Source organism: Marinomonas fungiae (assembly GCF_001418205.1).
Taxonomy (GTDB): domain Bacteria; phylum Pseudomonadota; class Gammaproteobacteria; order Pseudomonadales; family Marinomonadaceae; genus Marinomonas; species Marinomonas fungiae.
This window is the reverse complement of sequence record NZ_LIQF01000015.1, coordinates 31,701-53,184: the sequence shown is the minus strand read 5'-3', so window position 1 is coordinate 53,184 and position 21,484 is coordinate 31,701. Positions and strand designations below refer to the sequence as shown.

The window sequence follows — 21,484 nt, the reverse complement described above, 5'->3', positions numbered from 1 at the left end:
CTGGTGTAATCTACCTGTTACTCACTATCAAATAAAGCGTCAACAAACTCTTGGGACTTAAATGGACGTAAGTCATCTGCTTGTTCTCCAACCCCTATGTAACGGATCGGTAAGCCAAACTGCTTGGCTATGGCAAAGATAATGCCGCCCTTAGCAGTACCGTCCAGTTTAGTCAGAGTAATACCCGAAACCCCTACTGCTTCGGTGAACAACTTGGCTTGGCTCAAAGCGTTTTGCCCAGTGGCCGCATCTAATACCAACATCACTTCATGTGGCGCAGCAACGTCCAGCTTTTTCATAACGCGAACGACTTTTTCAAGCTCTGCCATTAGGTTAGCTTTGTTTTGCAGACGACCAGCGGTATCAGCAATGACGATGTCCACACCGCGTGATTTGGCTGATTCGATGGCATCGTAAATTACCGACGCAGAGTCCGCACCAGTGTGTTGTGCTACAACAGGTACGTTATTACGTTCACCCCATACTTGTAGCTGTTCAACCGCAGCAGCACGGAAAGTATCCCCAGCAGCGAGCATGACGCTCTTACCCTCTGCTTGGTATTTTTTCGCCAGCTTACCGATCGTCGTGGTTTTACCCACACCGTTGACACCGACCATCAAGATTACAAATGGACCGTCTTTCGCTACCGGATCAAGCGGCTCTTCTGAGTCGACAAGAATGTCTTTTAACTCGCTCTTTAGGGTGCTCATCAGAGCATCCGTATCTTTCAATTCTTTACGGTTTAGCTTTTCTGTCAGGGTATCAATCAACGCTTGTGTCGCAGCCACACCCACATCGGCCATCAAAAGCTGAGTTTCTAACTCTTCTAGCAAATCGTCATCAATCTTCTTGCCGCCCATCAATAAGGACGACAGACCAAAGCCGCCACGGGTGCGAGCAAGACCCGCTTTGATACGCTGCGACCAAGAAAGTGTTGGCGCAGGTTCAGGCTCTGTAGGGAGAGCGACTTTCGGAGTAGGCTTTGGCTCAGTTTTCGCAACTGGCTCAACCTTCGCTGCGTCTTTTGGTGCTGCAACGGGCTCAGATGGCTCAGCTTCAGGCGTTGGAGCGCTATCAAGCTGAACTTCCTGTGCTGGTGCAGAATCGTCTGGCGTTTCCTCCTGCTCCGACGCCACAGGCTTCTGTTTCGCAGCTTTGATGTCGGCATCCATACTCTTCATCACAGAACGTTTGATAAAGAAGGCAATGATGGCCAACAAAACACCTAAACCAATGGGTGCAAAGCGAGCATATTCACCGAAGTACGGCGTTAAATAGGCGATAATCTGATCTACAAATTCCATTCACATCTCTCTAAATTAATCCCACTATCGGGGTAACTGAGTCGCGACGCGCCAATTCGGCTAAGCCATGCTGGGCGTAGTTGCGTTAAAAGCGGTAATTTTAGCATCATTCCTATTGGCAAAAAGCCCCACTTTCGTGGAAAAATGCACCTTATCTGATTCATTAAGCGACATTTATTATGTTTAAACGCGATAAGCCGTTATTTAGCCGCCCTGCATTAGCGGTCATTATTGTATTGTCGACATTGGCGGTTTGGTTGCTCAACCTCACCAGCCCCAAAACAGAGCTCGCTACGCCACGCATAGAAAGCTGGCAAACCGCGAACGGTATTCCAGTGTATTGGCTCTATCAAAATGCTTGGCAAGGCAGTGATAAAGTTGAACTCACCATTGTTTTAAATGGTCCATCTACAGACGCCGCACTGACCAAGAAAACCTTGACCCTGTTAACTGGGCCGACGCTACCACTCAGCACGGCAACCATAAATCAGCGCTTAGCGCCCATCGCCGCTCAGGTCAGTACCTATTATTCTCTGCCGCAGCAACAAATTAACATCACCTTCAGCAACCGCCCGCAATTTTTAAAGCCAACACTGTCCTTGCTGGATACTTGGCTGAACCAAACACAATTTAAGGCCAATGCGATATTGCGCAGCGAAAGTCGAGCAGATAACGATCTAGGGCAGCAGCAACTGATGCTACAGCTGTTTGGCTCTACAGCCACGGTTGAGCCAACACCGGCTTCTCTCTCCATTGCTCAAGTGAGTCAGCATTTTGCCTCACTTAAGCAGCAGGTATCGCATATTATGATCGCTGGTGCGCTGGACGATGTCGCACAGCAACAATTAGCACAGGGACTGCAACAGATTACCCAATCTATGCAACCATCATCTGGCCCATTAGCACACATACTGGCCACTCAGCCCGCAACCTCTACATTAGGGGCTGAAACACTCAAAGCCATGTACGGCGCCATTGGCCTCCATCCCCTCACATCGGTGGAAGATTGGCTGGCACTGCAAATCTGGGCCAAAGACTCCTTGGAAGCTCAGAAGCAGCAACTACACAGTCAAACAGGGCAATGGCTATTGCATTTGGCACCGCCGCAAGCCTTCGTCACCTGGCAATTGCAGATCCCGCAAGCCGTATTACAAAATGCAGCCACAGAAACTCAGTCACAAACCAGCTGGGTTGCCGCCAATAGCTTGCCGAGCTATCAAGACAACGCTGCCTTTAGCAACCTGAAACAACAGCTGTTAACGCAACTAGAAAGCTTAAGCCAGAATCCCAGCTGGTGGCGGGCCATCGGTAGCAGTGTCGCCTTACCCAAAGCACCATTGAGCTTGGAAGATTTCGCAAAGCGCTACAGTGATGCCGCGAACTCTTTTACAATGGAGCAATACCAACAACGGATCGATCAGCTGTTGATTCCCTCGTCACGTCAAGAAGTATTGATAAAACTATGAGAAAACCCAGCCCGCGTGCCCCTAAACCCAACCATAAATCCTCTTCCAAGCTACGCATTATTGGGGGTGAATGGCGCTCACGCCAGTTGCCAATCCTTGATATTGAGGGATTACGTCCGACGACTGACCGAGTCCGTGAAACGGTCTTTAACTGGTTGAATTTCGATATCCCTGGCGCTAGCTGCTTGGATTTATTTAGTGGCTCTGGTGCACTGGGATTTGAAGCGCTCTCTCGCGGTGCAAAAGACTGCACCTTCGTAGAGCTAAACCGCAACGTGGCCCAACAAATCAAGCAAAACCTCGCCACACTGCAATCTAACAATGGAACAGTCGTCAATAACGACGCTTTATCTTTCCTACAAAGCACTCCACATGCCTTTGATGTCATCTTTCTCGATCCACCGTTTCGTAAAGGCTTCTTGGAGCAAGTAATCCCTATGATTTCAAGCGACTGGATCAAACCAAATGGCTACCTGTATATAGAAAGAGAAAGTGAATCGAGCTTGGATTGTTTGCCCGAGCATTGGCAATTAATCAAAGAAAAGCGAGCTGGACAGCTGACTTACGCGCTATATCAAGTAGTGCAGAAATTTCCAATATAAAACTTGCACGATAGTTGCATATTCCCCCTCTGATGCTCTATTTTGAACGTAATCGTAATTTATGTGGTTGAGGGTGCTGTATGTTGAACAACCTGTCCTTCCGAGCCAAGCTGATGTTGCTGTTAGTTTGTGCCATCGTCGGTTTTATCTTAGTTACCTGGGTGGCAATTCATGGCATGAACGCCCAGCAAAAGGCTAACCAGCAATTGCGAGCCTATGGTGATATCGGCTCCAGCGTTGATAGAATCAGCCTAGACATCTTGGAAGCGGCAGATCAGTTGCGTAACCTGAGTGAAGCCAGCTACCCGGCCTACCAAAGCGACCTGACCCGCAAAAAAGAACAAGACCTGCAAATCCTCGATACAAACATTGCGGCCTCTCAGCGAACCGAACTGAAAAACAGTTTGGAAAGTGCTCGCGAGGCATTAGGGCATTACGCTGACGCGCTATTAGCACTGGCTAGCCAACGCAACATCATCGGCTTTGATAACCAATCTGGCTTGAAGGGTAAAATCACCCAGCTCGGCGGCGAAATTTCTACTAGCATCGAGCGTTTGAGTCTATTACGTCGCGAATTTGTCAATGTGCGTAAATTTGAAGCCACCTACCTAAGCGATCCAACTCCTGAGGTTTTATCCGAGCTTAATGCGAGCTTCGAACGCTTTAATTCCAAAGTAAATGACTTTGGTTTTAACGACTCTCTTGGGCCAACCGTCACCACTTACTACGACAGCTTGCTCGCCTACGGTCCTGCATTCAGTGCTCTCCAGCAAAGCGAAGATACCTTTGATATTCAGAAGCAAGCCTTCACGGATGGACAACTGAAGCTCGCTCAACAGATCGAAGGCATTATCGAACAAGCCGAAGCACAAGCAGACCAACAGTCTAGCCAATCTCTTTACACACTGATCGCCATGAGTATTGGCGTGGCTATTGTGTCTATTTTGCTAATGATGAGCATTGGTCGAAGTGCACGAAACACGCTGACGCAAGTGATTAACGACCTGACGAAGGTGAAAGAAGGCGACATGACGGCGAAAGCCTCCATCAACCGCAAGCGTAATGACGAGTTTGATGCGCTCAGCCAATCCCTCAACGAAATGACGGGCGGCTTGGGTAACGTATTAACAGAAGTCGTAAACACCACGTCCAACGTCAGTCATATGATCAATGATCTAAATGGTGCGATCACCGACATCGCGGATAACAACCGTTCGGTGACCGAACGTACCAGCTCATTAGCCGTTGCAACAGATGACATTTCGGGACGCATCACCAGCCTGTCTTCCACCACTGATGAGCTGCGCGAACACTCCAGTGAAACCTACCAATCAGCCAAAGCTGGCGCGAAAACCATTCGGGTGGTATTAGACAACTTAAAAGGCACTGTCGATGCGGTGAACTTAACCGGCCAACAGCTAGATGAATTAGGCCGTTTATCGTCTGATATCGATAATGTGATCGGCATGATCAACGACCTAGCCAACCAAACCAACTTACTGGCATTGAACGCCGCCATTGAAGCCGCCCGTGCGGGTGAAGCTGGCCGTGGTTTCTCGGTCGTAGCCGATGAAGTTCGCTCTTTGGCAGAAAAAACCGTCGATGCCACCTCAAAGATCACAGACATTGTTGGCACCATCCAGAACTCGACGAAAATGGCCATCAGTAGCATGGAGCAAGGCCAAGAACGCTTGCGCGTAATTGAGCAAAACGGTGGTGAAGCAGAAGAAGCCATTCGCGTGATTGAAAACAATGCTCAGACCAGCTCTCAAGCATCTGATCATATGGCCGCTTCGATCCAAGATGTCGCCAGTACAGCGATCCAAATGAGTACGGAAATGGATCAAATCGCACAGCAACTAAGCGAAGACAGTCACTCCATCGAGCGTATTGTTAACAGTGCCCATCAAATTCATGACATGGCCAGCACACTGGCGGACAAAACTCGCGTTTTCACCTTGCGATAACATGCCTAAAACACCCCGACCATGATTACTTGTGGTCGGGTTTCCCCCCATTCTCTTGATGCGCTCTAACGCAACCGCTAGACTGTGCATCCGTTTAAAAAGAATTCTATAGGCCGCCGATCTCGCGGCATTTCGCTTACTTTCATCAGGAAACGCACAACCTATGCCGGACACCATTCCTGTCGATTCTGTGGGGCTTGTTACGCCACAGGTAGCACAATTCGATACGCCATTAGTGCTCGCTTGTGGGCAGACGCTGCCGACCTACCAGCTGATCTATGAAACTTATGGTCAACTGAACGCTGACGCCAGCAACGCGATCTTAATCTGTCATGCACTAAGCGGCGATCATCATGCAGCAGGCTACCACTCGATGGATGATAAAAAACCAGGGTGGTGGGACACAGCGATTGGACCAGGCAAACCTATTGATACCAATATTTTCTTTGTCATCAGCCTAAATAACCTCGGTGGTTGTAACGGCAGCACAGGGCCGACCACCGTCAACCCTGAGACAGGTAAGGTATGGGGCGCTGAATTCCCAATGGTCACAGTGGAAGATTGGGTCGAAACCCAAGCGCGTCTTGCTGATCGTTTTGGCATTCAGAAATTTGCCGCCATCGTCGGTGGCAGTCTTGGCGGTATGCAGGTTCTAGAGTGGAGCGTACGCTATCCCGAGCGCTTGTCTGCTGCCGCAATCATCGCCTCGGCACCAAAGCTGTCGACACAGAATATCGCCTTTAACGAAGTGGCACGCCAATCGATTCGTCGCGACCCTGAATTTTTCGATGGTAACTATCAAGACCACGACACCATTCCCCACAACGGCTTAGGTCTGGCGCGTATGTTGGGGCACATTACCTACCTGTCTGATGATTCCATGGGCAATAAGTTTGGCCGCCAGATGCGCCATGATACTTATCAGTACAACTACGAAGTGGAATTTGAGGTGGAAAGCTACCTGCGCTATCAAGGGGAAGCCTTCACAAAACGCTTTGATGCCAACACCTATATGTTAATGACTAAAGCGCTGGACTACTTTGACCCAGCTGCACGCGAAGGCGGTGATTTGGCCAAAGTGCTGAGTAAAGCTCAGTGTGAGTTTCTCATCGTGTCTTTTACCACCGATTGGCGTTTCTCTCCTGAGCGCAGTGAGGAAATCGTTGATGCCTTGGTACGTTCTGGTAAACACGTGAGCTACACCAAGATTGAAGCGATTGAAGGTCACGATGCCTTCCTATTCCCTCTGCCGCGTTATATGGCGGCGTTGCGTGGTTTCTTGAGTCGAGTGAGTAAACGTTTACCAAAGGAGAATGCCTAAATGCGCGCGGATCTTGAATTAATCAGCGACTGGGTCGCACCCAACTCCCGTGTGCTGGATCTTGGCTGTGGTAATGGCGCCCTGTTGGAACACTTGCAAGAACACAAGCATGTAACGGGCTATGGTTTGGAATTCGATGCTGACAACATTAACCAGTGTATTGAAAAAGGCATCCCTGTACTGGAACAAGACATTGATCAGGGGCTGACCAACTTCGACGACCAAGGTTTTGACGTGGTCATCATGGCGCATGCGCTACAGCAGTTCCGCCGTCCGGACCTACTGTTAGACGAAATGCTACGTATCGGCAAAGAAGCCATTATCACGTTTCCAAACTTCGGTCACTGGCGCAATCGTATTCACTTAGGCATCAAGGGCCATATGCCTTTCTCAGAATTCTTACCTTATAACTGGTATGACACCCCCAATATCCACTTTTGTACCTTTAATGATTTTCGCGACTTATGTCAGGCAAAAGGCTTAAAAGTAGAACGTTGGGCGGCGGTTGACGGACAATTACGCGATCACTGGTGGACTCGTTTAATGCCAAACCTCTTTAGCGAGACCGCCATTTTCAAAGTTAGTCGCTAATCTAGGAGTCAAGTTATGAAATGGTTAATCGGTCTTGTTACCACTTTGATGTTGTCCACTGCACAAGCTAATCAGGTCAGTCAATTTGGCCAATATCAGCTGCACTACAATACCTTTGAGTCCACTTTCCTAACGCCAGACATTGCCCATCAATATGGCCTGACCCGCACCAAAGGCCAGGCCATATTAAACATTGCTGTGACGACCCAAGCAAAAGGTGAACTGCCACAATCTCAGCGCGCTATGGTATCTGCCAAGGTAACCAATTTGCTGGGGCAGATTGTGCCGCTCTCTTTTATTACCATCGAAGAAGGCGACTCGATTTACTACCTCGCCCCCTTTACCAAAACCGATGATGACATTTTAAAATTCACTGTTGAAGCCAAAATCAGCGCCGACAGCGCGCCGATGACAGTGAACTTCCAACGCCACTTTTACGTGGATTAAAGGTATCCCATGAGCCAAACCATCGTGCTTGCCAGCAACAATGCTGGCAAGATCAAAGAATTTAACGCCCTTTTGAGCCAATTTAACTTCGAAGTGAAGCCCCAAGGCGACTTCCGCGTCGAGGATGCAGAAGAGACAGGACTGACGTTTGTTGAGAACGCCATCCTAAAAGCACGCCATGCTTGTGAGAAAACAGGCCTGCCGTCTCTGGCTGATGATTCAGGTATTGAAGTGGACTACTTAAACGGCGCGCCTGGCATTTACTCGGCACGATTTGCTGGTGAGCATGGCAATAACGAAGCCAATAATGCTCTTCTGCTGGAGAAACTGGCTGGCGTCCCAGAAGCTGAGCGCACGGCGCGTTTTCACTGCGTGCTGGCGTTTATGCGCCATAAAGACGATCCAACGCCAATCATCGCCCATGGCACTTGGGAAGGCCGTATTTTAGAATCGGCCGAAGGTGTGGAAGGGTTTGGCTACGATCCAATTTTCTACGTACCGGAAAAAGGCTGCAGCTCTGCAAGCCTACCAAAAGAGATCAAAAACCAGCTTAGCCATCGTGCCAAAGCTCTGGCGCAACTGGTTGAGGCGTTTCAAGCCCGTCAAATGCTATGAGTCAATTACCGCCCTTAAGCCTCTATATTCACGTGCCTTGGTGTGTGCGTAAATGCCCTTATTGTGACTTTAACTCACACCAAGCAGATCGCTTTGAAGAGCACGGCAAGCTACCTGAACAAGCTTACTTGGATCAACTGATCGCAGATTTGGAAGTAGACCTACCCTTCGTAGCCGGCCGTCCGATTCAAACAGCGTTTATTGGGGGCGGAACACCGAGTTTAATGAGTGCTGATTTCTACTATCAGCTGTTCGAGCGTTTGCGTGGCAAGCTGAACTGGGTTGACCATGCGGAAATCACCATGGAAGCGAATCCCGGCACGTTTGAGCAGGACAAATTCGCTCACTTTCGCCAAGCGGGTATTAACCGTTTGTCGATTGGTATCCAAAGTTTTCAGCCAAACCTGTTGAAAACCCTAGGAAGAATCCACAATCGTGACGAAGCCATTGCCGCTGTGGATAAGTCTCGTCTGGCTGGCTTTGACAATATCAACCTAGATTTGATGCATGGCTTGCCGGATCAAAGCGTAGAAATGGCCTTAGACGATCTGAAATTAGCCATTGAGTTAAACCCCGAGCACCTGTCTTGGTATCAACTCACCATCGAGCCCAACACCGAGTTTTATCGCCGCCCCCCAGCACTCCCAGAAGACAACACCTTGTGGAACATTCAAGATGCAGGTCTTGAGCTACTAGAGCAACATGGCTATTCCCAATACGAAATTTCTGCCAATGCTAAGCTAGGTAGGCAAGCTCAGCACAACCTAAACTATTGGCGTTTTGGTGATTATTTAGGCATTGGAGCTGGCGCACATGGCAAAATCACGCTAAAAAATGGGGAAATATTTCGTACACGAAAGACTCGCCATCCCAATCACTATCTGAATAACCTCCCAGAAGCGCTGTCTATTAAGGACGCCATTGCACCAGAAGACCTGCCGCTAGAGTTCATGATGAACCGCTTGCGATTGTTCGAAGACTTTGCCTTAAAAGACTATGAAACCTACGCCTATCGTGCTGTTCCTAAAGAAATTTTTGACGCATGTGAGCAAGCTGTTCAGCAACAACTGCTTGATCCGAATGCTTGGCAAAAGGGAATTATCAGCACGACTTCAAAAGGAAAATTATTCCTCAATGAGCTACTTGAGCTATTTCTTGATGAATAAATGACCGACCTTACGATTGTTTGACATCTAATTAACTTACTGCCATTCTCAAATCCGCAATGTCACAAGGCCCATTGTATTCCTTGTGACAGAGCACTTTCTTAACGCTGCCAGCTCATGATTATGGGCGGTTCAATCTAACGCGTTGTGTACCAGATTCATTCTGGCGCTGCGCAGAGCGACAATTGGAATGGCTGCTTATGAAGTTGTGTTTTTCTCATATTTTTGCACACGGCCTTCATTCCAATTGTTACCACCAATTTAGTTTGGAGAAACAATATGAGCAAAAAGACACCGGCAACGGGTCGGGACGAGTACGATACGGACTACAAAGCGGGTCAAGATAACGTACAGTTCCTCGGCTTAGATGTGCATAACCCTGTGTTTGGCATCTCAGCCTTTATTATTTTTGCTTTCGTGATCGGCTCCATTGCCTTTCCTAGCAATGCAAAAGATATTCTTATGACTGCTCGCGGCTGGTCGATCAATAATTTCGACTGGTTCTACATGATTGCCGGCAACATTTTTGTCCTATTTTGTTTAGCCTTGATCTTTTTACCTATGGGTAAAATCCGTCTAGGTGGTACAGACGCCAAAGCCGAGCACTCCACCATCGCATGGTTCTGTATGCTGTTTGCTGCAGGTATGGGTATTGGCTTGATGTTCTGGAGCGTGGCCGAGCCTGTGGCCTACTACACCGGTTGGTATGGCACACCACTCAATGTCGAAGCTCGTACACCAGAAGCCGAATTCTTAGCCATGGGCGCCACCATGTTCCATTGGGGTCTTCACCCTTGGGCGATCTATGCGGTTGTAGCACTGGCACTGGCTTTCTTCGCTTATAATAAAGGACTACCACTAACGATTCGTTCAGCGTTTTACCCACTGTTTGGCGAGCGTGTTTGGGGGGTATTAGGTCACTGTGTCGACATCCTAGCGGTTATCGCTACTATTTTCGGACTGGCGACATCACTCGGTTTTGGTGCTCAGCAAGCCACCAGTGGTCTGCATTTCCTGTTTGACATTCCAAATACATTAACCACACAGATCGTCGTGATTGCCGCAGTAACAGGCGTCGCAATCATTTCGGTTGCGCGAGGTCTTGATGGTGGTGTGAAGCTGCTGTCTAACATCAACATGATCATTGCAGCCCTGCTGGCCATTTTCGTACTAATCGTTGGCCATACCGGTGCGATTTTAGGCGCAATGGGCACAACGCTTGTTGGCTACATCGAGAACATTCTGCCACTGAGTAACATGGTCGGTCGTGAGGACCAAACCTTCTACCACGGTTGGACCGTGTTCTACTGGGCTTGGTGGATCAGCTGGTCGCCATTCGTCGGCATGTTCATTGCGCGTGTCTCACGTGGTCGTACCGTACGTGAGTTCATCATTGCCGTGTTATTGGTGCCAACGGTGATATCAATAATGTGGATGTCGATCTTCGGTGGCTCAGCCATTGAGCAGGTACAACAAGGCACAGGTGCCTTAGCCGACGGTATTGGTGAAGTTTCCCTCGCAATGTTCCAAATGTTTGAGCACTTACCACTAACGTCTGTGATCTCCTTTATCGCCATCGTTCTGGTATTGGTGTTCTTCGTCACTTCCTCTGACTCTGGTTCATTGGTAATCGATGGCATAACGGCAGGCGGCAAAACAGATGCCCCTATGTCGCAGCGTATTTTCTGGGCCATCCTAGAAGGGATCATCGCAGTTGCTTTGCTTGTTGGTGGTGGTTCAGAAGCCTTAACGGCGATTCAAGCCGCAGCCATTACCATCGGTTTACCCTTCACGGTACTGCTACTGGTAATGTGTGTAAGCTTGTTCAAAGGCCTACAGTCAGATCTCAAATTTGTTCGCTAATGCGTTATTACGACAAAAGTAAGTGAAATTAAGGCGGGACTTTCCCGCCTTAATTGTTTTGTCACATAAGCTTGAGTATACTGAGCGCCCTCTTAAGGGAGTAATCTTCTTCTTTGATGAAGATCCTTTGTCAACATAATTGAGCCTCAAGCTCATGGCAAAGGAGTCCATAGTTGCCAACTTTGGATTGATGAGACTTAAGACGTACGCTTGTCTCAGGTGGGCACAGGCCGTTCGTCTTATGTTTAATCGCCCACCGTTGGATACGACTAATGGAAGCCGTCCTAACTTCAATCTCCACTGTTGCTCTAGCTGAAATGGGTGATAAAACCCAGCTCCTAGCCCTGTTTCTTGCTGCGCGTTTCGCCTCAAAGTTTCAAATAGTGCTTGGCATCATTGCCGCTACCATCATTAATCATCTAATCTCCGCATGGCTTGGTGTTCAGATTACCAATTGGGTTCCTGACACTTGGATCAATTGGTTGATCGGTGCTAGCTTTATTGCCGTAGGCTTATGGATCCTGATTCCCGACAAAGACGATAGCGAAGACAGTAAATTCATGAAGTCTGGTGCATTTATCGCCACATTTATCTTGTTTTTCATTGCAGAAGTGGGCGACAAAACACAGATTGCTACCGTATTATTGGGTGCTAAATATCATTCGGTACTATGGGTAACCATCGGTTCAACGATTGGTATGCTGATCGCTAACGTTCCTGTTGTATACGCAGGCCAATGGCTAATGCAACGAATTGATCCCAAAAAAACACGTATCGCGGCATGTGTTTTGTTTGTTGTAATGGGATTAGCAGCCATTCTCTACCCAGCCGTTTAAGCGAGGACACTTATGGACGTCGAACTCTCTGAAATTTTGGATACCCTGTGTGAGTACGCCCCATTTGCGGACTTAAAAGATGAGCCTATCTTGCAAGAGATGGTAAAAGATATCGAAATCCAATACCTGCGTGTCGGGGAATGGGCGATTGCGCCAGAAGCGCGTAACGATAACTTATTTTTTATTCGCTCTGGTGCGGTTGAAACAAAAAACAAGAGTGGCAAGCTGCTACGTCGTATGCATGAAGGAGATGTCTTTGGTTCCTCTTCTCTGTTACGTGGTGGTCGCTCCTCGCATACGATGCGCGCGCTGGAAGATTCATTACTGTATCGCATCCCAGCTCGATGGTTTATTCAATTTTACAGTGAGTTTGACTCTTTCTCTGACTTCTTTGAGTTGTCTAAAGAAGTCCGCTTGAAGACCGCAGTGGACAGTCAGTCATCAGATTTATCGCTGATGACTTGCCCAGTACATTCGCTATTGCGTCGTCCGCCGATCACCGCCAGCCATGATGTAGACATCAAAACGGCAGCGAACATTATGTCCAATGAGCGCGTTTCATCGCTGTTAATCACGCAAAATGATGCCTTGGTAGGCATTTTAACCGACCGCGATTTACGTAATCGCGTAGTGGCCAAAGGTCTACCGTTAGACGTTCGTGTGGATATGATCATGACGCAAGACCCTGTCACGGTGGATGCGGGTGATTTCGCTTCAGAAGCCGTACTAAAAATGATGGCGACCAACATTCACCATCTACCCGTGGTGAAAAATGATCGACCTATCGGGGTTATCAGCACGGGAGACTTGGTACAACGCGAAAGCCACGGCTCGGTCTACGTGATCAGCGATATCTACAAGCAAGAAGATGTCGAGGGCTTAGTGCAGATCAGCAAAAAAATGGAGCACGTCTTTACTCAGCTGGTCAATGCCGACGCCAACACACAAATGATCGGTAATGCCATGTCACATATTGGCGTAGCCTTTGTAAAACGTTTACTGCAATTAGCAGAACGAGAATTTGGTCCAGCACCGATCCCCTACTGCTTCTTAGCGCTTGGGTCTCAGGCCCGTGAAGAGCAAATCATCAGCACCGATCAAGACAACGCGCTGATTTTGCACGATAGCTACGATAAGAATATTCACGGCGACTACTTCCGTGAATTGAGTGATTACGTGTGTAAAAACCTTGATCGCTGCGGTTACCCACTGTGTACTGGTGACATCATGGCGATGAACCCACGTTGGCGTCTAAGTCTATCAGACTGGAAAAAGACCTTTGCCGAATGGATTGAAAAGCCTAAAGCTGAAGCCCTGCTACATGTGTCGATCTTCTTCGATTTACGCGGTATTTACGGCGATAAAACGCTCGCGCGTCAACTCAATAGCCATATTCGTGAATTAGCGAAAACCAACAAAGGCTTCTTATCAGCGTTGGCGCGAAACGCTAACCAACGCACACCGCCATTGGGTTTCTTCCGTCAATTCGTATTGGACGGTGAAGGCAAACAATCGCGCACTTTTAACTTGAAGTCCCGTGGCATTGCGCCGATTGCCGACTTAGTTCGCGTACATGCTCTTGCCCTAGGCTCTAGCAAACTTAATACGTTTGAGCGTTTAGAAGACATTGAAGAAGCGGGGGTGATGCCCGATGGGCGCGCTCGAGATCTGATTCTAGCGCTTGAGATGATCGGCATGGTGCGCATTAAAAACCAAAAAAACCAGATCGAAAATGGCGACTCACCGAACAATAACGTGAATCCTGAGACCTTGTCCGAATTTGAACGCCGCCACTTGCGTGACGCTTTCAACATCGTTTCACGTCAACAGGAATTCTTAAAATACCGTTACCCTGGGAAAGGCTAGCCGCTGTTCATGAATCCAAAGAATGTACCAGAAAACTGGCAGGAGGCTTACGCCCAACTGGCACAAGAGTGTCAATCTCCTGCCCTGCGCCGATTTTATGAAGCTGGCGTCCCAGGTCTCAGCAAGCCCTTAGCCGAAACCCCCTTGGTCTCTTTAGACATCGAAACCACAGGGCTTGATTCCAGCAAAGACGATGTGATCAGTATTGGTCTAGTAGACTTCAATCTTGAGCTTATTCGCTTAAACAGTGCACGTTATTGGCTTGCCAAACCACACGGCCCCTTAACACCTGAGTCCGTCACCATACATGAGATTACCCATTCAGAAATTCAAGATGCACCGCGTTTGTCGAGTTTGATGGATGATCTACTGGAGGCAATCGCAGGTAAAATCGTGGTGGTGCATTGCGCTGCTATTGAGCGGCCGTTTCTCTATCAAGCTGCAATGAAGCATTATGGTGAGCCTCTGATGTTTCCAATGTTGGACACCATGGGGATTGAGGCATCGATTATTCATAAGCCTTGGTGGCAACGTTTCGGTCGTCAGCCATCGTTGCGGCTAGACGCATGTCGTCAACGCTATAATCTACCTCGTTACCGCGCCCACCAAGCCTTGATGGATGCGGTGTCCTGTGCAGAGCTGTTCCAAGCGCAAGCGGCCCATCACTTGAATAAAAAACATCTTGCGTCCGACTACAGCTGTTAGGCGCTTTACCTAAGTTAAACGAATTTAGCGTAATAGGCTTGATACGCTGGTAATGTCAGCGTCGAGCCCTCTAATATTGCGTTGAATCCATGCCCATCTATCGCTTCAGTCACAGCCAACGGCAATTCTGCGATTTGCGCTTGCCCAGTCAGATTGATCACAACCAACACGCGATCCTCGGCATAACTTCGGGTAAACGCCAGCAAGTCATCATTTTGCACATCCACAAACACTAAATCCCCGCGCACTAAAGCACGTTGTTGCTGACGCCACTGAATCAAGCGTCGAGTATGCTGCAACATGGAATCGGATTGCGCTTCTTGATGCGCCACACTCAGGGGTATATGACTTGCATCGACAGGCAACCAAGGCTCCATGGTAGAGAAACCGCCGAATGGCTGATCGTTCCATACCATCGGTGTGCGACAACCATCGCGGCCTTTAAACACAGGCCACAGTGGTATGCCATAAGGGTCTTGAATACGTTCAAAGGGCACATCTGCTTCCGGTAGGCCAAGCTCTTCCCCTTGATACAAGCACACGCTACCGCGCAAGGATATGATCAAGGCTAATATCGCCAGCGGGTACTGAACGGGATCTTCCTCTGCCCCCCAACGGGTACGCATGCGTACCACATCGTGGTTGGAAACCGCCCAGCAGGGCCAACCATCGCGGACACTGTCATTGGTGGTACGAATCACATCTCTTAGAAACTGCGGTGAACGTGGCTTATTAAGCAGCTCAAAGGTATACGCCATGTGCAACTTGTCACCACCATCGGTGTATTCCGCCATGCGCTTAAGCGGGAAATCATCACCGATCTCACCGACCATGGTCGAGCCTGGAAATTCATCCATCAAGGCACGTAACTCTTGCAAGAAAGGCAGATTCTCTGGGCGGCTTAGGTCGTACACATGACGTTGATAAGTATAAGGATTGTCTTCCGGTGCACCCTTGGTTTTCGGCTCACCCGGTGGTACTGGTGGGTTATCTTCCAGACCTTGGCTATGAAAATAGAAGTTCACCGTGTCCAAACGAAAGCCGTCCACACCCAGTTCCAACCAGAAACGCATATTATCCAGATGCACTTGACGCACTTCAGGATTATGAAAATTAAAGTCTGGCTGAGATTCAAGGAAGTTATGCAGATAATACTGCAAACGGCGGCTGTCCCACTTCCAAGCGCTACCGCCAAAAACCGACAGCCAGTTATTCGGTGGCGTACCGTCGGGCTTGGGGTCTGCCCAGACGTACCAATCGGCTTTTGGATTGGTACGATCTTGACGACTTTCTGCAAACCAAGGATGCAGATCGGAAGAGTGACTAATCACCTGATCGACCATGACTTTTAAGTCCAACTCATGGGCGCGGGCAATCAAGCGTTTGAAATCCGCTAAGCTGCCAAACATAGGATCGATGTCACGATAATCGCTAACATCGTAGCCAAAGTCTTTCATTGGAGAAGTAAAAATCGGTGACAACCAGATGGCATTCACACCGAGCGAAGCAACGTAGTCCAACTTATCCGTGATACCCGCCAAATCGCCGATACCATCGCCATTGGCATCCATAAAACTGCGCGGATAAATCTGATAGATAATTCCGCCTTGCCACCAGTTCAACTCCATCACGTCACTCCTTAAGGTGTCCACAGCCCTGCTGTGTTGTTTTAACTGACTAGAACGTTGCCAAACGTGCGTTCGCTTGCTCAAGGTTTGGCAAGGATGGGTACGCCCCCGCTTTGGTCACCGAGTCTGCACCGCATGCCACAGCAAAGCGAATACAGGCTTGCAGCTCCGCTTCATCAAACGCTTTCAATGACTCACGATCGCCGCCACGTTCCGCTAATTGATACAGCAAACCACCGACAAACGCATCCCCTGCTGCCGTAGTATCTTTGACTTCCACTTTTGGTGCGGCAATTTCACCTTGGCCATTGGCGGTAAAGTAGCGTACTGGGTTTCCGCCATCGGTTAACACAAACAGTGATACGCCTCCCGCCAACAACTCTTGAATCAAATTAAGTGGTTCGTTTGCAAGTACTTCTAATTCTTCTAAGCTGGCTTTAATAACATCGCCTTGACGCATCCAAGCGATCACACGATCCGTATCCACCTGATGCTCTGGCCACAAATTAATACGCAAATTCACATCAATGCTAACAATCCAACCTGCAGCTTTTGCCATGACAATACCGGCCATGGTCGCAGTGGTGATGTTGGCATCCGTTAACGTATTCGAACAGGTATGGAACACACCTTGTGGCGCATAAAACCACTCACTCTGAAAATCTTCGCGACGAAACAACATGTCCGCCGACGGATTGCGGTAAAACTCAAAGCTGCGCTCGCCCGTACTGTCTAAACTGACAAACGCCAGCGCAGTTTTCGCTTCTTTGGTCATCAACATACTGTCGGTTTTTACGCCGTAGCTTTCCAGAGAGTCTTTCAGAAAATGACCAAAGACATCGTCGCCGACCTGACCAGCAAAATGGCTATTTCCGCCCAAACGCGCCACGGCCACCGCCACATTAGCAGGTGCTCCGCCAGGAAATTTTGTGAAAGACTCCTGTCCATCAAGGCCCGTTTGACCATTTGATAGAAAATCAATTAGGGCTTCACCAAACGCCATTACTTTCGTCATCATCGTGTTATCTCTCTCTTATTGTTACCATCAGCCTAGCGGATTTGCACGGCGAATATGTCTGGAACGCTAACGCAGAATACATGTTACTATAGCGTTTACCGACTGTTACCGACTCTATTATCAAGGTCGTTGGTTAACAAACGGTTTCTTGCTAGACTCTTTTCATTATCTGCTTATTTATTATTCAACTAGGCCTATATGACAAAATCCAAATGCGTCTTCGTTGTTGATGATGACGATGAAATTCGCTCTCTCTTAAAATCCTATCTAGAGAAAAACCAATATCAGGTTCTTACTGCGGATTCTGGTGAGTCATTTTTGACTGCATTTAGCCCAAATTTGGGTGTGGATTTGGTCATTCTGGATGTGCGCTTACCAGGGGCTGATGGCTTTTCTGTCTGCCGTACCTTGCGCACCCAATCCAACGTTCCGGTGATCATGCTGACCGCTAACTCTGATGAGATGGATCGCATCATTGGCTTGGAAATTGGCGCGGATGATTACCTTGCCAAACCTTTTAATCCTCGTGAACTGCTCGCGCGAATTAAAGCGATCCACCGCCGTATGGAACAAGTCTCTGAGGCACCCGAACAAGCACTTGCTTCGCCTCAAGAAAGCTATCGTTACTACCGCTTTGCCCAGTTTAAACTCGATACCTTGACCCGAGAATTGTGGGTAGACGGCGTGAAAGAATCTCTCAGTGGCGCGGATTACAACCTATTAATGCTGTTCGTCACCAACCCAGGCAACGTGCTGTCACGGGATTATATTGCCGAGAACACTCGAGGCCGAGATACCACTCCACTGGACCGCTTTATCGATGTGCACGTGAGTCGCTTGCGCCAACGCTTACGGGAAGATGCACGTCAACCGCAACTGATCAAGACCGTACGCGGACAAGGTTATATTCTGACGGCCAAGGTTGAAGCCAGCGATCATGACCACCACGAAGAGAATTAAGCGCTGGTTCCAGTCTTTAACTGGACAGATCGTCTTAATCATGACGTTTGGGGTGGCGGCTATGCAGCTGATCGGCTCCTCCATTTGGTTGCACCAAGTGGAAGCTGACACTCGAGAAAACGTCCGCGAAGTCTCCAAACACATGGCGTTTCGCATTGCGGCGACCGTCAGTTACTTCACCTCACTGCCGCAGAACTATCGCCATATCGTCATCGATCAACTACAAGATATGGGCGGAACACGCTTCTTTGTCACCTTGAATCGTGAGGAGATTCTGATTAACCCCATTCCAGACTCGCCTTTAAAGGATATTGTGAAGGATCAAGTGCAAAGCACCTTGGTCAAACAGCTGGGCATAAGCAACGCCAAGATTGCCTTCTCCAGCCCCGACGATTTACACGTCATCAACAATCACACCCGTTTGGTCGATCTGCCTGAGCGTTGGGGTCATCACAGTCTGTTAGTCAAACCACTGACGCCGCCAATTATTGTCATTCAGATTCCGATTAATGATTCCGATTGGTTGTATTTAGCCAGCCTCATGCCGGATCCCTACTTCCTAGAAGAAACCTCCCCTTTAAGCCGTGATCGCATCTTCTCATTGATCGTATCGGTCACGACGGTGTTGTTACTGACGCTATTGATCTTGCGCCGTACCACCCGTCCATTAGCGATTCTTGCCCGTGCGGCAGAGCGCTTTGGTCAGGGGGATTTTAAACCCCTGCGCGAGGAAGGGGCCCTCGAAGTGCGCCATACCGCACATGCCTTTAATGATATGCAGGCTCGTATTCAACGCTATTTAAATGATCGCGAGAAACTATTTGCCGCCATTTCTCACGACCTAAAAACCCCCATCACACGCTTACGTCTGCGTGCAGAAATGCTCGACGAAGAAGATGTCCGTGACGCGATGATCCGAGATTTGGAAGATTTAGATTTGTTGGTAAAAGGCGCGATTCAGAGCGTGAAAGAAACCGATATTCACGAAAATCGCGTCGAGATTGACCTGATGCGATTTCTTAAAGACATTCAGCAAAGCGCTAATAGGCTGGCCAACGCCGTCACGATTCAAGGTAATTTATTAATGCCTTACATAGGCAAGCCTTTGGCAATCCGTCGCTGCCTTGGCAACCTAATCGATAATGCCCTTTACTATGGTCACAAAGCAGATATACGGATCGAGGACAATGAAAATGAGCTGTGTATCTATATTTGCGATAACGGCCCAGGGATCCCAGACGCCAAGATGGACGATGTGTTCCAACCCTATACTCAGTTGGCAGCCTCAGGCAGTGGGCGCACCGGTAGTGTCGGTTTAGGTTTGAGCATCGCCCGTAATATTGCCCGCGCCCATGGCGGCGAGATTACCCTTAGAAACCGCGATGTGGGTGGTTTAGAGGTACGCCTTTGGCTACCGCGTCACTAACAGTTTTTTCTGTTTAAGCATCTCAAAGATCACATCCTGGGGCTGAGGTTTAGAAAATAAATAGCCTTGTCCCTTATGGCAGCCCTGCTTGGCCAACTCAAGAGCTTGACTGCTAGTCTCGACCCCTTCGGCCACTAGGTCTAAGCCCAGACCTTCCGCTAGAAAAACAATTGCCTGAGTAATCATAGGGTCCGACAAGGAATCATCGCTGTGCGCTGAGACAAAGCAACGGTCGATCTTGATACGATCAATAGGCAAGCTTTTTAAGTAGCGCATGGACGAATAGCCCGTTCCAAAATCATCAATGGCAATGCCGACACCCGCTTTTCGAATTTCCGTCAGCGCATACAAACTGGCAATACCACTGTCAACAAAGACCTCTTCCGTCAGCTCCAACATCAAACAACCGGCGGGAATCTGATATTTTTGTACGACTTCTTTGACAATTTCTTCAAAGCCAGCTTGACGCAAATGGCGAGGAGAAACGTTTATAGACATGCTCAACTGTATGCCGTGGTCTAACCATTGACGCAGTTGCTTGCAAGCAGACTCTAAGACCCATAAGCCTAAGTCACCAATCAATCCGACTCGATTGGCCTCTTCAATAAAATCGTCCGGCATCAACAAATTACCATCCGGCAAACGCCACCGAATTAACGCCTCAACCCCATGAATACTATAGTCATCAAGGGACACGATCGGTTGATAATGCAGTTCAAATTCATCATTTAACAGCGCTCGATGCAGGCCATTCTCCACCCGCGTTTCTTTGTGTAAGCGCGCTTGTAAGCTGTCACTAAACACCATGTAATGGCGCATGCTCTCTTGCTTCTTGCATTCATAAAGCGCCATATCTGCTTTACGCATCAGTTCAGAGACCGTACTGCCTTGCTCGGGATATAACGCAATGCCCATACTTGCCGAGACTTCTAGATGTTTACAATCAATCACCGCATGGCGCGAGACTTGCGCTAACACCTTGTTAGCGATGCCATTAAGGCTGTCTAGATCCTGTACTTCATCAAGCAACAGAGTGAATTCATCACCACCGACACGCGCCACAAAGTCGCTGCCCCGAATCGTATCCTGAATACGTTTACCGACTAAAGTCAGTAGCAAATCCCCCACATGATGCCCCAAGGTATCATTCACATTTTTAAACCGATCAAGGTCGAGGAAGGCAATTGCGAGGTGAGTTTTATTACGCTTTGCTCGGGCGATAGCAAGCTCAGCGTGCTCTTCAAAAATTAACCGATTACCGAGCCCCGTCAACGGATCACGTTTGATCAGCTGGGAGATTTGTTGCTCGGCGCGCTTTCGCTCAATGGCATGGCGAATACTACGTTCCAGTAATGCGGTAGTGAGCTCATCTTTGGGGATAAAGTCCGAAGCGCCCAGCTGCATCAGCACATCATCCAACTCGGACTCAGCCACACCAGTGAGCACCACGATCGGTGTTTCTACTCCAATCAGCTTCACATGTTTAAACAAATCCGTCGCGGTATGACCATCTAGGAAATAGTCACAGAGAATGGCATCGAATTGCTTCTCAACCAAAATTTTGGCCGCACCATCAAAGTGCTCTACATGCGTCAGTTCGAATTGGGTACGCGCAGCATGAGCCAAATAGGTACGTAGGAGAATATAATCCTCGTAATCGTCCTCGATCACTAGCACTGATAAGCTTGTCTTATCCATTCTTC

The 21,484-nt window shown here is 48.6% G+C and carries 18 protein-coding genes and 1 riboswitch; of the genes, 14 read left to right on the top strand and 4 right to left on the bottom strand.

Annotation, left to right across the window (positions count from 1 at the left end; all coding sequences use genetic code 11):
* Nucleotides 1-17: 17 nt before the first annotated feature.
* A complete protein-coding gene (ftsY, locus tag ASC49_RS16890; protein ID WP_082443868.1) occupies nucleotides 18-1,304 on the bottom strand; it encodes a signal recognition particle-docking protein FtsY in 1,287 nt (428 codons plus the stop codon).
* A gap of 179 nt (nucleotides 1,305-1,483) precedes the next feature.
* Between ftsY and ASC49_RS16885 the strand changes: the two genes are divergently transcribed.
* From ASC49_RS16885 to ASC49_RS16830, 12 genes are all read left to right on the top strand, one after another.
* Nucleotides 1,484-2,770, top strand: coding sequence for a hypothetical protein (locus ASC49_RS16885; protein WP_055464418.1), 1,287 nt, complete (start codon nucleotides 1,484-1,486; stop codon nucleotides 2,768-2,770).
* Nucleotides 2,767-3,372 (top strand): 16S rRNA (guanine(966)-N(2))-methyltransferase RsmD, encoded by a 606-nt coding sequence (gene rsmD, locus ASC49_RS16880; RefSeq protein ID WP_055464417.1) that lies wholly within the window; start codon nucleotides 2,767-2,769, stop codon nucleotides 3,370-3,372. Before ASC49_RS16885 ends, rsmD begins: the two co-directional genes overlap by 4 nt.
* 80 nt (nucleotides 3,373-3,452) lie before the next feature.
* Entirely contained in the window at nucleotides 3,453-5,339 is a 1,887-nt protein-coding gene (locus ASC49_RS16875) for a methyl-accepting chemotaxis protein (protein ID WP_055464416.1), read from the top strand.
* 163 nt (nucleotides 5,340-5,502) lie between these two features.
* The gene (gene metX, locus ASC49_RS16870) at nucleotides 5,503-6,660 is read left to right on the top strand and encodes a homoserine O-succinyltransferase MetX (protein ID WP_055464415.1); all 1,158 of its coding nucleotides are present in this window, start codon (nucleotides 5,503-5,505) and stop codon (nucleotides 6,658-6,660) included.
* A complete protein-coding gene (metW, locus tag ASC49_RS16865) occupies nucleotides 6,661-7,251 on the top strand; it encodes a methionine biosynthesis protein MetW (protein WP_055464414.1) in 591 nt (196 codons plus the stop codon). It abuts the gene before it with no gap.
* A gap of 15 nt (nucleotides 7,252-7,266) precedes the next feature.
* Complete coding sequence (locus ASC49_RS16860) at nucleotides 7,267-7,698, top strand: DUF4426 domain-containing protein (RefSeq protein WP_055464413.1); 432 nt, start codon at nucleotides 7,267-7,269, stop codon at nucleotides 7,696-7,698.
* A 9-nt stretch (nucleotides 7,699-7,707) separates the two neighbouring features.
* A complete protein-coding gene (locus tag ASC49_RS16855) occupies nucleotides 7,708-8,313 on the top strand; it encodes an XTP/dITP diphosphatase (RefSeq protein WP_055464412.1) in 606 nt (201 codons plus the stop codon).
* Nucleotides 8,310-9,479 carry a radical SAM family heme chaperone HemW gene (gene hemW / locus ASC49_RS16850; protein WP_055464411.1) on the top strand — a complete coding sequence of 390 codons (1,170 nt, stop codon included), beginning with the start codon at nucleotides 8,310-8,312 and terminating at the stop codon, nucleotides 9,477-9,479. The genes ASC49_RS16855 and hemW overlap by 4 nt, the downstream gene beginning before the upstream one ends.
* A 279-nt stretch (nucleotides 9,480-9,758) precedes the next feature.
* Nucleotides 9,759-11,342 carry a BCCT family transporter gene (locus ASC49_RS16845; protein WP_055464410.1) on the top strand — a complete coding sequence of 528 codons (1,584 nt, stop codon included), beginning with the start codon at nucleotides 9,759-9,761 and terminating at the stop codon, nucleotides 11,340-11,342.
* Between the two features lie 91 nt (nucleotides 11,343-11,433).
* Nucleotides 11,434-11,531: riboswitch (yybP-ykoY riboswitch) on the top strand.
* Nucleotides 11,532-11,614: 83 nt separating this feature from the next.
* On the top strand, nucleotides 11,615-12,178 hold the full coding sequence (locus ASC49_RS16840) for a TMEM165/GDT1 family protein (protein ID WP_055464409.1): 564 nt from the start codon (nucleotides 11,615-11,617) through the stop codon (nucleotides 12,176-12,178).
* 12 nt (nucleotides 12,179-12,190) lie between these two features.
* On the top strand, nucleotides 12,191-14,044 hold the full coding sequence (locus ASC49_RS16835; RefSeq protein ID WP_055464408.1) for a DUF294 nucleotidyltransferase-like domain-containing protein: 1,854 nt from the start codon (nucleotides 12,191-12,193) through the stop codon (nucleotides 14,042-14,044).
* Nucleotides 14,045-14,053: 9 nt separating this feature from the next.
* Nucleotides 14,054-14,749: a 3'-5' exonuclease gene (locus tag ASC49_RS16830; RefSeq protein ID WP_055464407.1), complete on the top strand. Its 696-nt coding sequence runs from the start codon at nucleotides 14,054-14,056 to the stop codon at nucleotides 14,747-14,749.
* Nucleotides 14,750-14,763: 14 nt separating this feature from the next.
* On the opposite strand, the gene ASC49_RS16825 is transcribed toward ASC49_RS16830, so the two are convergent.
* Together ASC49_RS16825 and ASC49_RS16820 are read right to left on the bottom strand one after the other, a co-directional pair.
* The gene (locus ASC49_RS16825; protein WP_055464406.1) at nucleotides 14,764-16,377 is read right to left on the bottom strand and encodes an alpha-glucosidase family protein; all 1,614 of its coding nucleotides are present in this window, start codon (nucleotides 16,375-16,377) and stop codon (nucleotides 14,764-14,766) included.
* A 49-nt stretch (nucleotides 16,378-16,426) separates the two neighbouring features.
* Nucleotides 16,427-17,395, bottom strand: a complete 969-nt coding sequence (locus tag ASC49_RS16820; protein ID WP_055464405.1) for a carbohydrate kinase family protein — start codon at nucleotides 17,393-17,395, stop codon at nucleotides 16,427-16,429.
* Between the two features lie 198 nt (nucleotides 17,396-17,593).
* Between ASC49_RS16820 and ASC49_RS16815 the strand changes: the two genes are divergently transcribed.
* Both ASC49_RS16815 and ASC49_RS16810 read left to right on the top strand, forming a co-directional pair.
* Nucleotides 17,594-18,355: a response regulator gene (locus ASC49_RS16815; RefSeq protein ID WP_055464404.1), complete on the top strand. Its 762-nt coding sequence runs from the start codon at nucleotides 17,594-17,596 to the stop codon at nucleotides 18,353-18,355.
* Nucleotides 18,333-19,781, top strand: coding sequence for an ATP-binding protein (locus ASC49_RS16810; protein ID WP_055464403.1), 1,449 nt, complete (start codon nucleotides 18,333-18,335; stop codon nucleotides 19,779-19,781). Before ASC49_RS16815 ends, ASC49_RS16810 begins: the two co-directional genes overlap by 23 nt.
* Here ASC49_RS16810 and ASC49_RS16805 read toward each other — a convergent pair.
* Complete coding sequence (locus ASC49_RS16805; protein ID WP_055464402.1) at nucleotides 19,767-21,479, bottom strand: GGDEF domain-containing response regulator; 1,713 nt, start codon at nucleotides 21,477-21,479, stop codon at nucleotides 19,767-19,769. The two genes, ASC49_RS16810 and ASC49_RS16805, sit on opposite strands and share 15 nt — an antisense overlap.
* Between the last annotated feature and the right edge of the window lie 5 nt (nucleotides 21,480-21,484).

Coding starts and splice junctions, on each gene's coding strand:
- ftsY (WP_082443868.1), bottom strand. CDS start 1,304: ATGGAATTTGTAGATCAGATTATCGCCTATTTAACGCCGTACTTCGGT.
- ASC49_RS16885 (WP_055464418.1), top strand. CDS start 1,484: ATGTTTAAACGCGATAAGCCGTTATTTAGCCGCCCTGCATTAGCGGTC.
- rsmD (WP_055464417.1), top strand. CDS start 2,767: ATGAGAAAACCCAGCCCGCGTGCCCCTAAACCCAACCATAAATCCTCT.
- ASC49_RS16875 (WP_055464416.1), top strand. CDS start 3,453: ATGTTGAACAACCTGTCCTTCCGAGCCAAGCTGATGTTGCTGTTAGTT.
- metX (WP_055464415.1), top strand. CDS start 5,503: ATGCCGGACACCATTCCTGTCGATTCTGTGGGGCTTGTTACGCCACAG.
- metW (WP_055464414.1), top strand. CDS start 6,661: ATGCGCGCGGATCTTGAATTAATCAGCGACTGGGTCGCACCCAACTCC.
- ASC49_RS16860 (WP_055464413.1), top strand. CDS start 7,267: ATGAAATGGTTAATCGGTCTTGTTACCACTTTGATGTTGTCCACTGCA.
- ASC49_RS16855 (WP_055464412.1), top strand. CDS start 7,708: ATGAGCCAAACCATCGTGCTTGCCAGCAACAATGCTGGCAAGATCAAA.
- hemW (WP_055464411.1), top strand. CDS start 8,310: ATGAGTCAATTACCGCCCTTAAGCCTCTATATTCACGTGCCTTGGTGT.
- ASC49_RS16845 (WP_055464410.1), top strand. CDS start 9,759: ATGAGCAAAAAGACACCGGCAACGGGTCGGGACGAGTACGATACGGAC.
- ASC49_RS16840 (WP_055464409.1), top strand. CDS start 11,615: ATGGAAGCCGTCCTAACTTCAATCTCCACTGTTGCTCTAGCTGAAATG.
- ASC49_RS16835 (WP_055464408.1), top strand. CDS start 12,191: ATGGACGTCGAACTCTCTGAAATTTTGGATACCCTGTGTGAGTACGCC.
- ASC49_RS16830 (WP_055464407.1), top strand. CDS start 14,054: ATGAATCCAAAGAATGTACCAGAAAACTGGCAGGAGGCTTACGCCCAA.
- ASC49_RS16825 (WP_055464406.1), bottom strand. CDS start 16,377: ATGGAGTTGAACTGGTGGCAAGGCGGAATTATCTATCAGATTTATCCG.
- ASC49_RS16820 (WP_055464405.1), bottom strand. CDS start 17,395: ATGATGACGAAAGTAATGGCGTTTGGTGAAGCCCTAATTGATTTTCTA.
- ASC49_RS16815 (WP_055464404.1), top strand. CDS start 17,594: ATGACAAAATCCAAATGCGTCTTCGTTGTTGATGATGACGATGAAATT.
- ASC49_RS16810 (WP_055464403.1), top strand. CDS start 18,333: ATGACCACCACGAAGAGAATTAAGCGCTGGTTCCAGTCTTTAACTGGA.
- ASC49_RS16805 (WP_055464402.1), bottom strand. CDS start 21,479: ATGGATAAGACAAGCTTATCAGTGCTAGTGATCGAGGACGATTACGAG.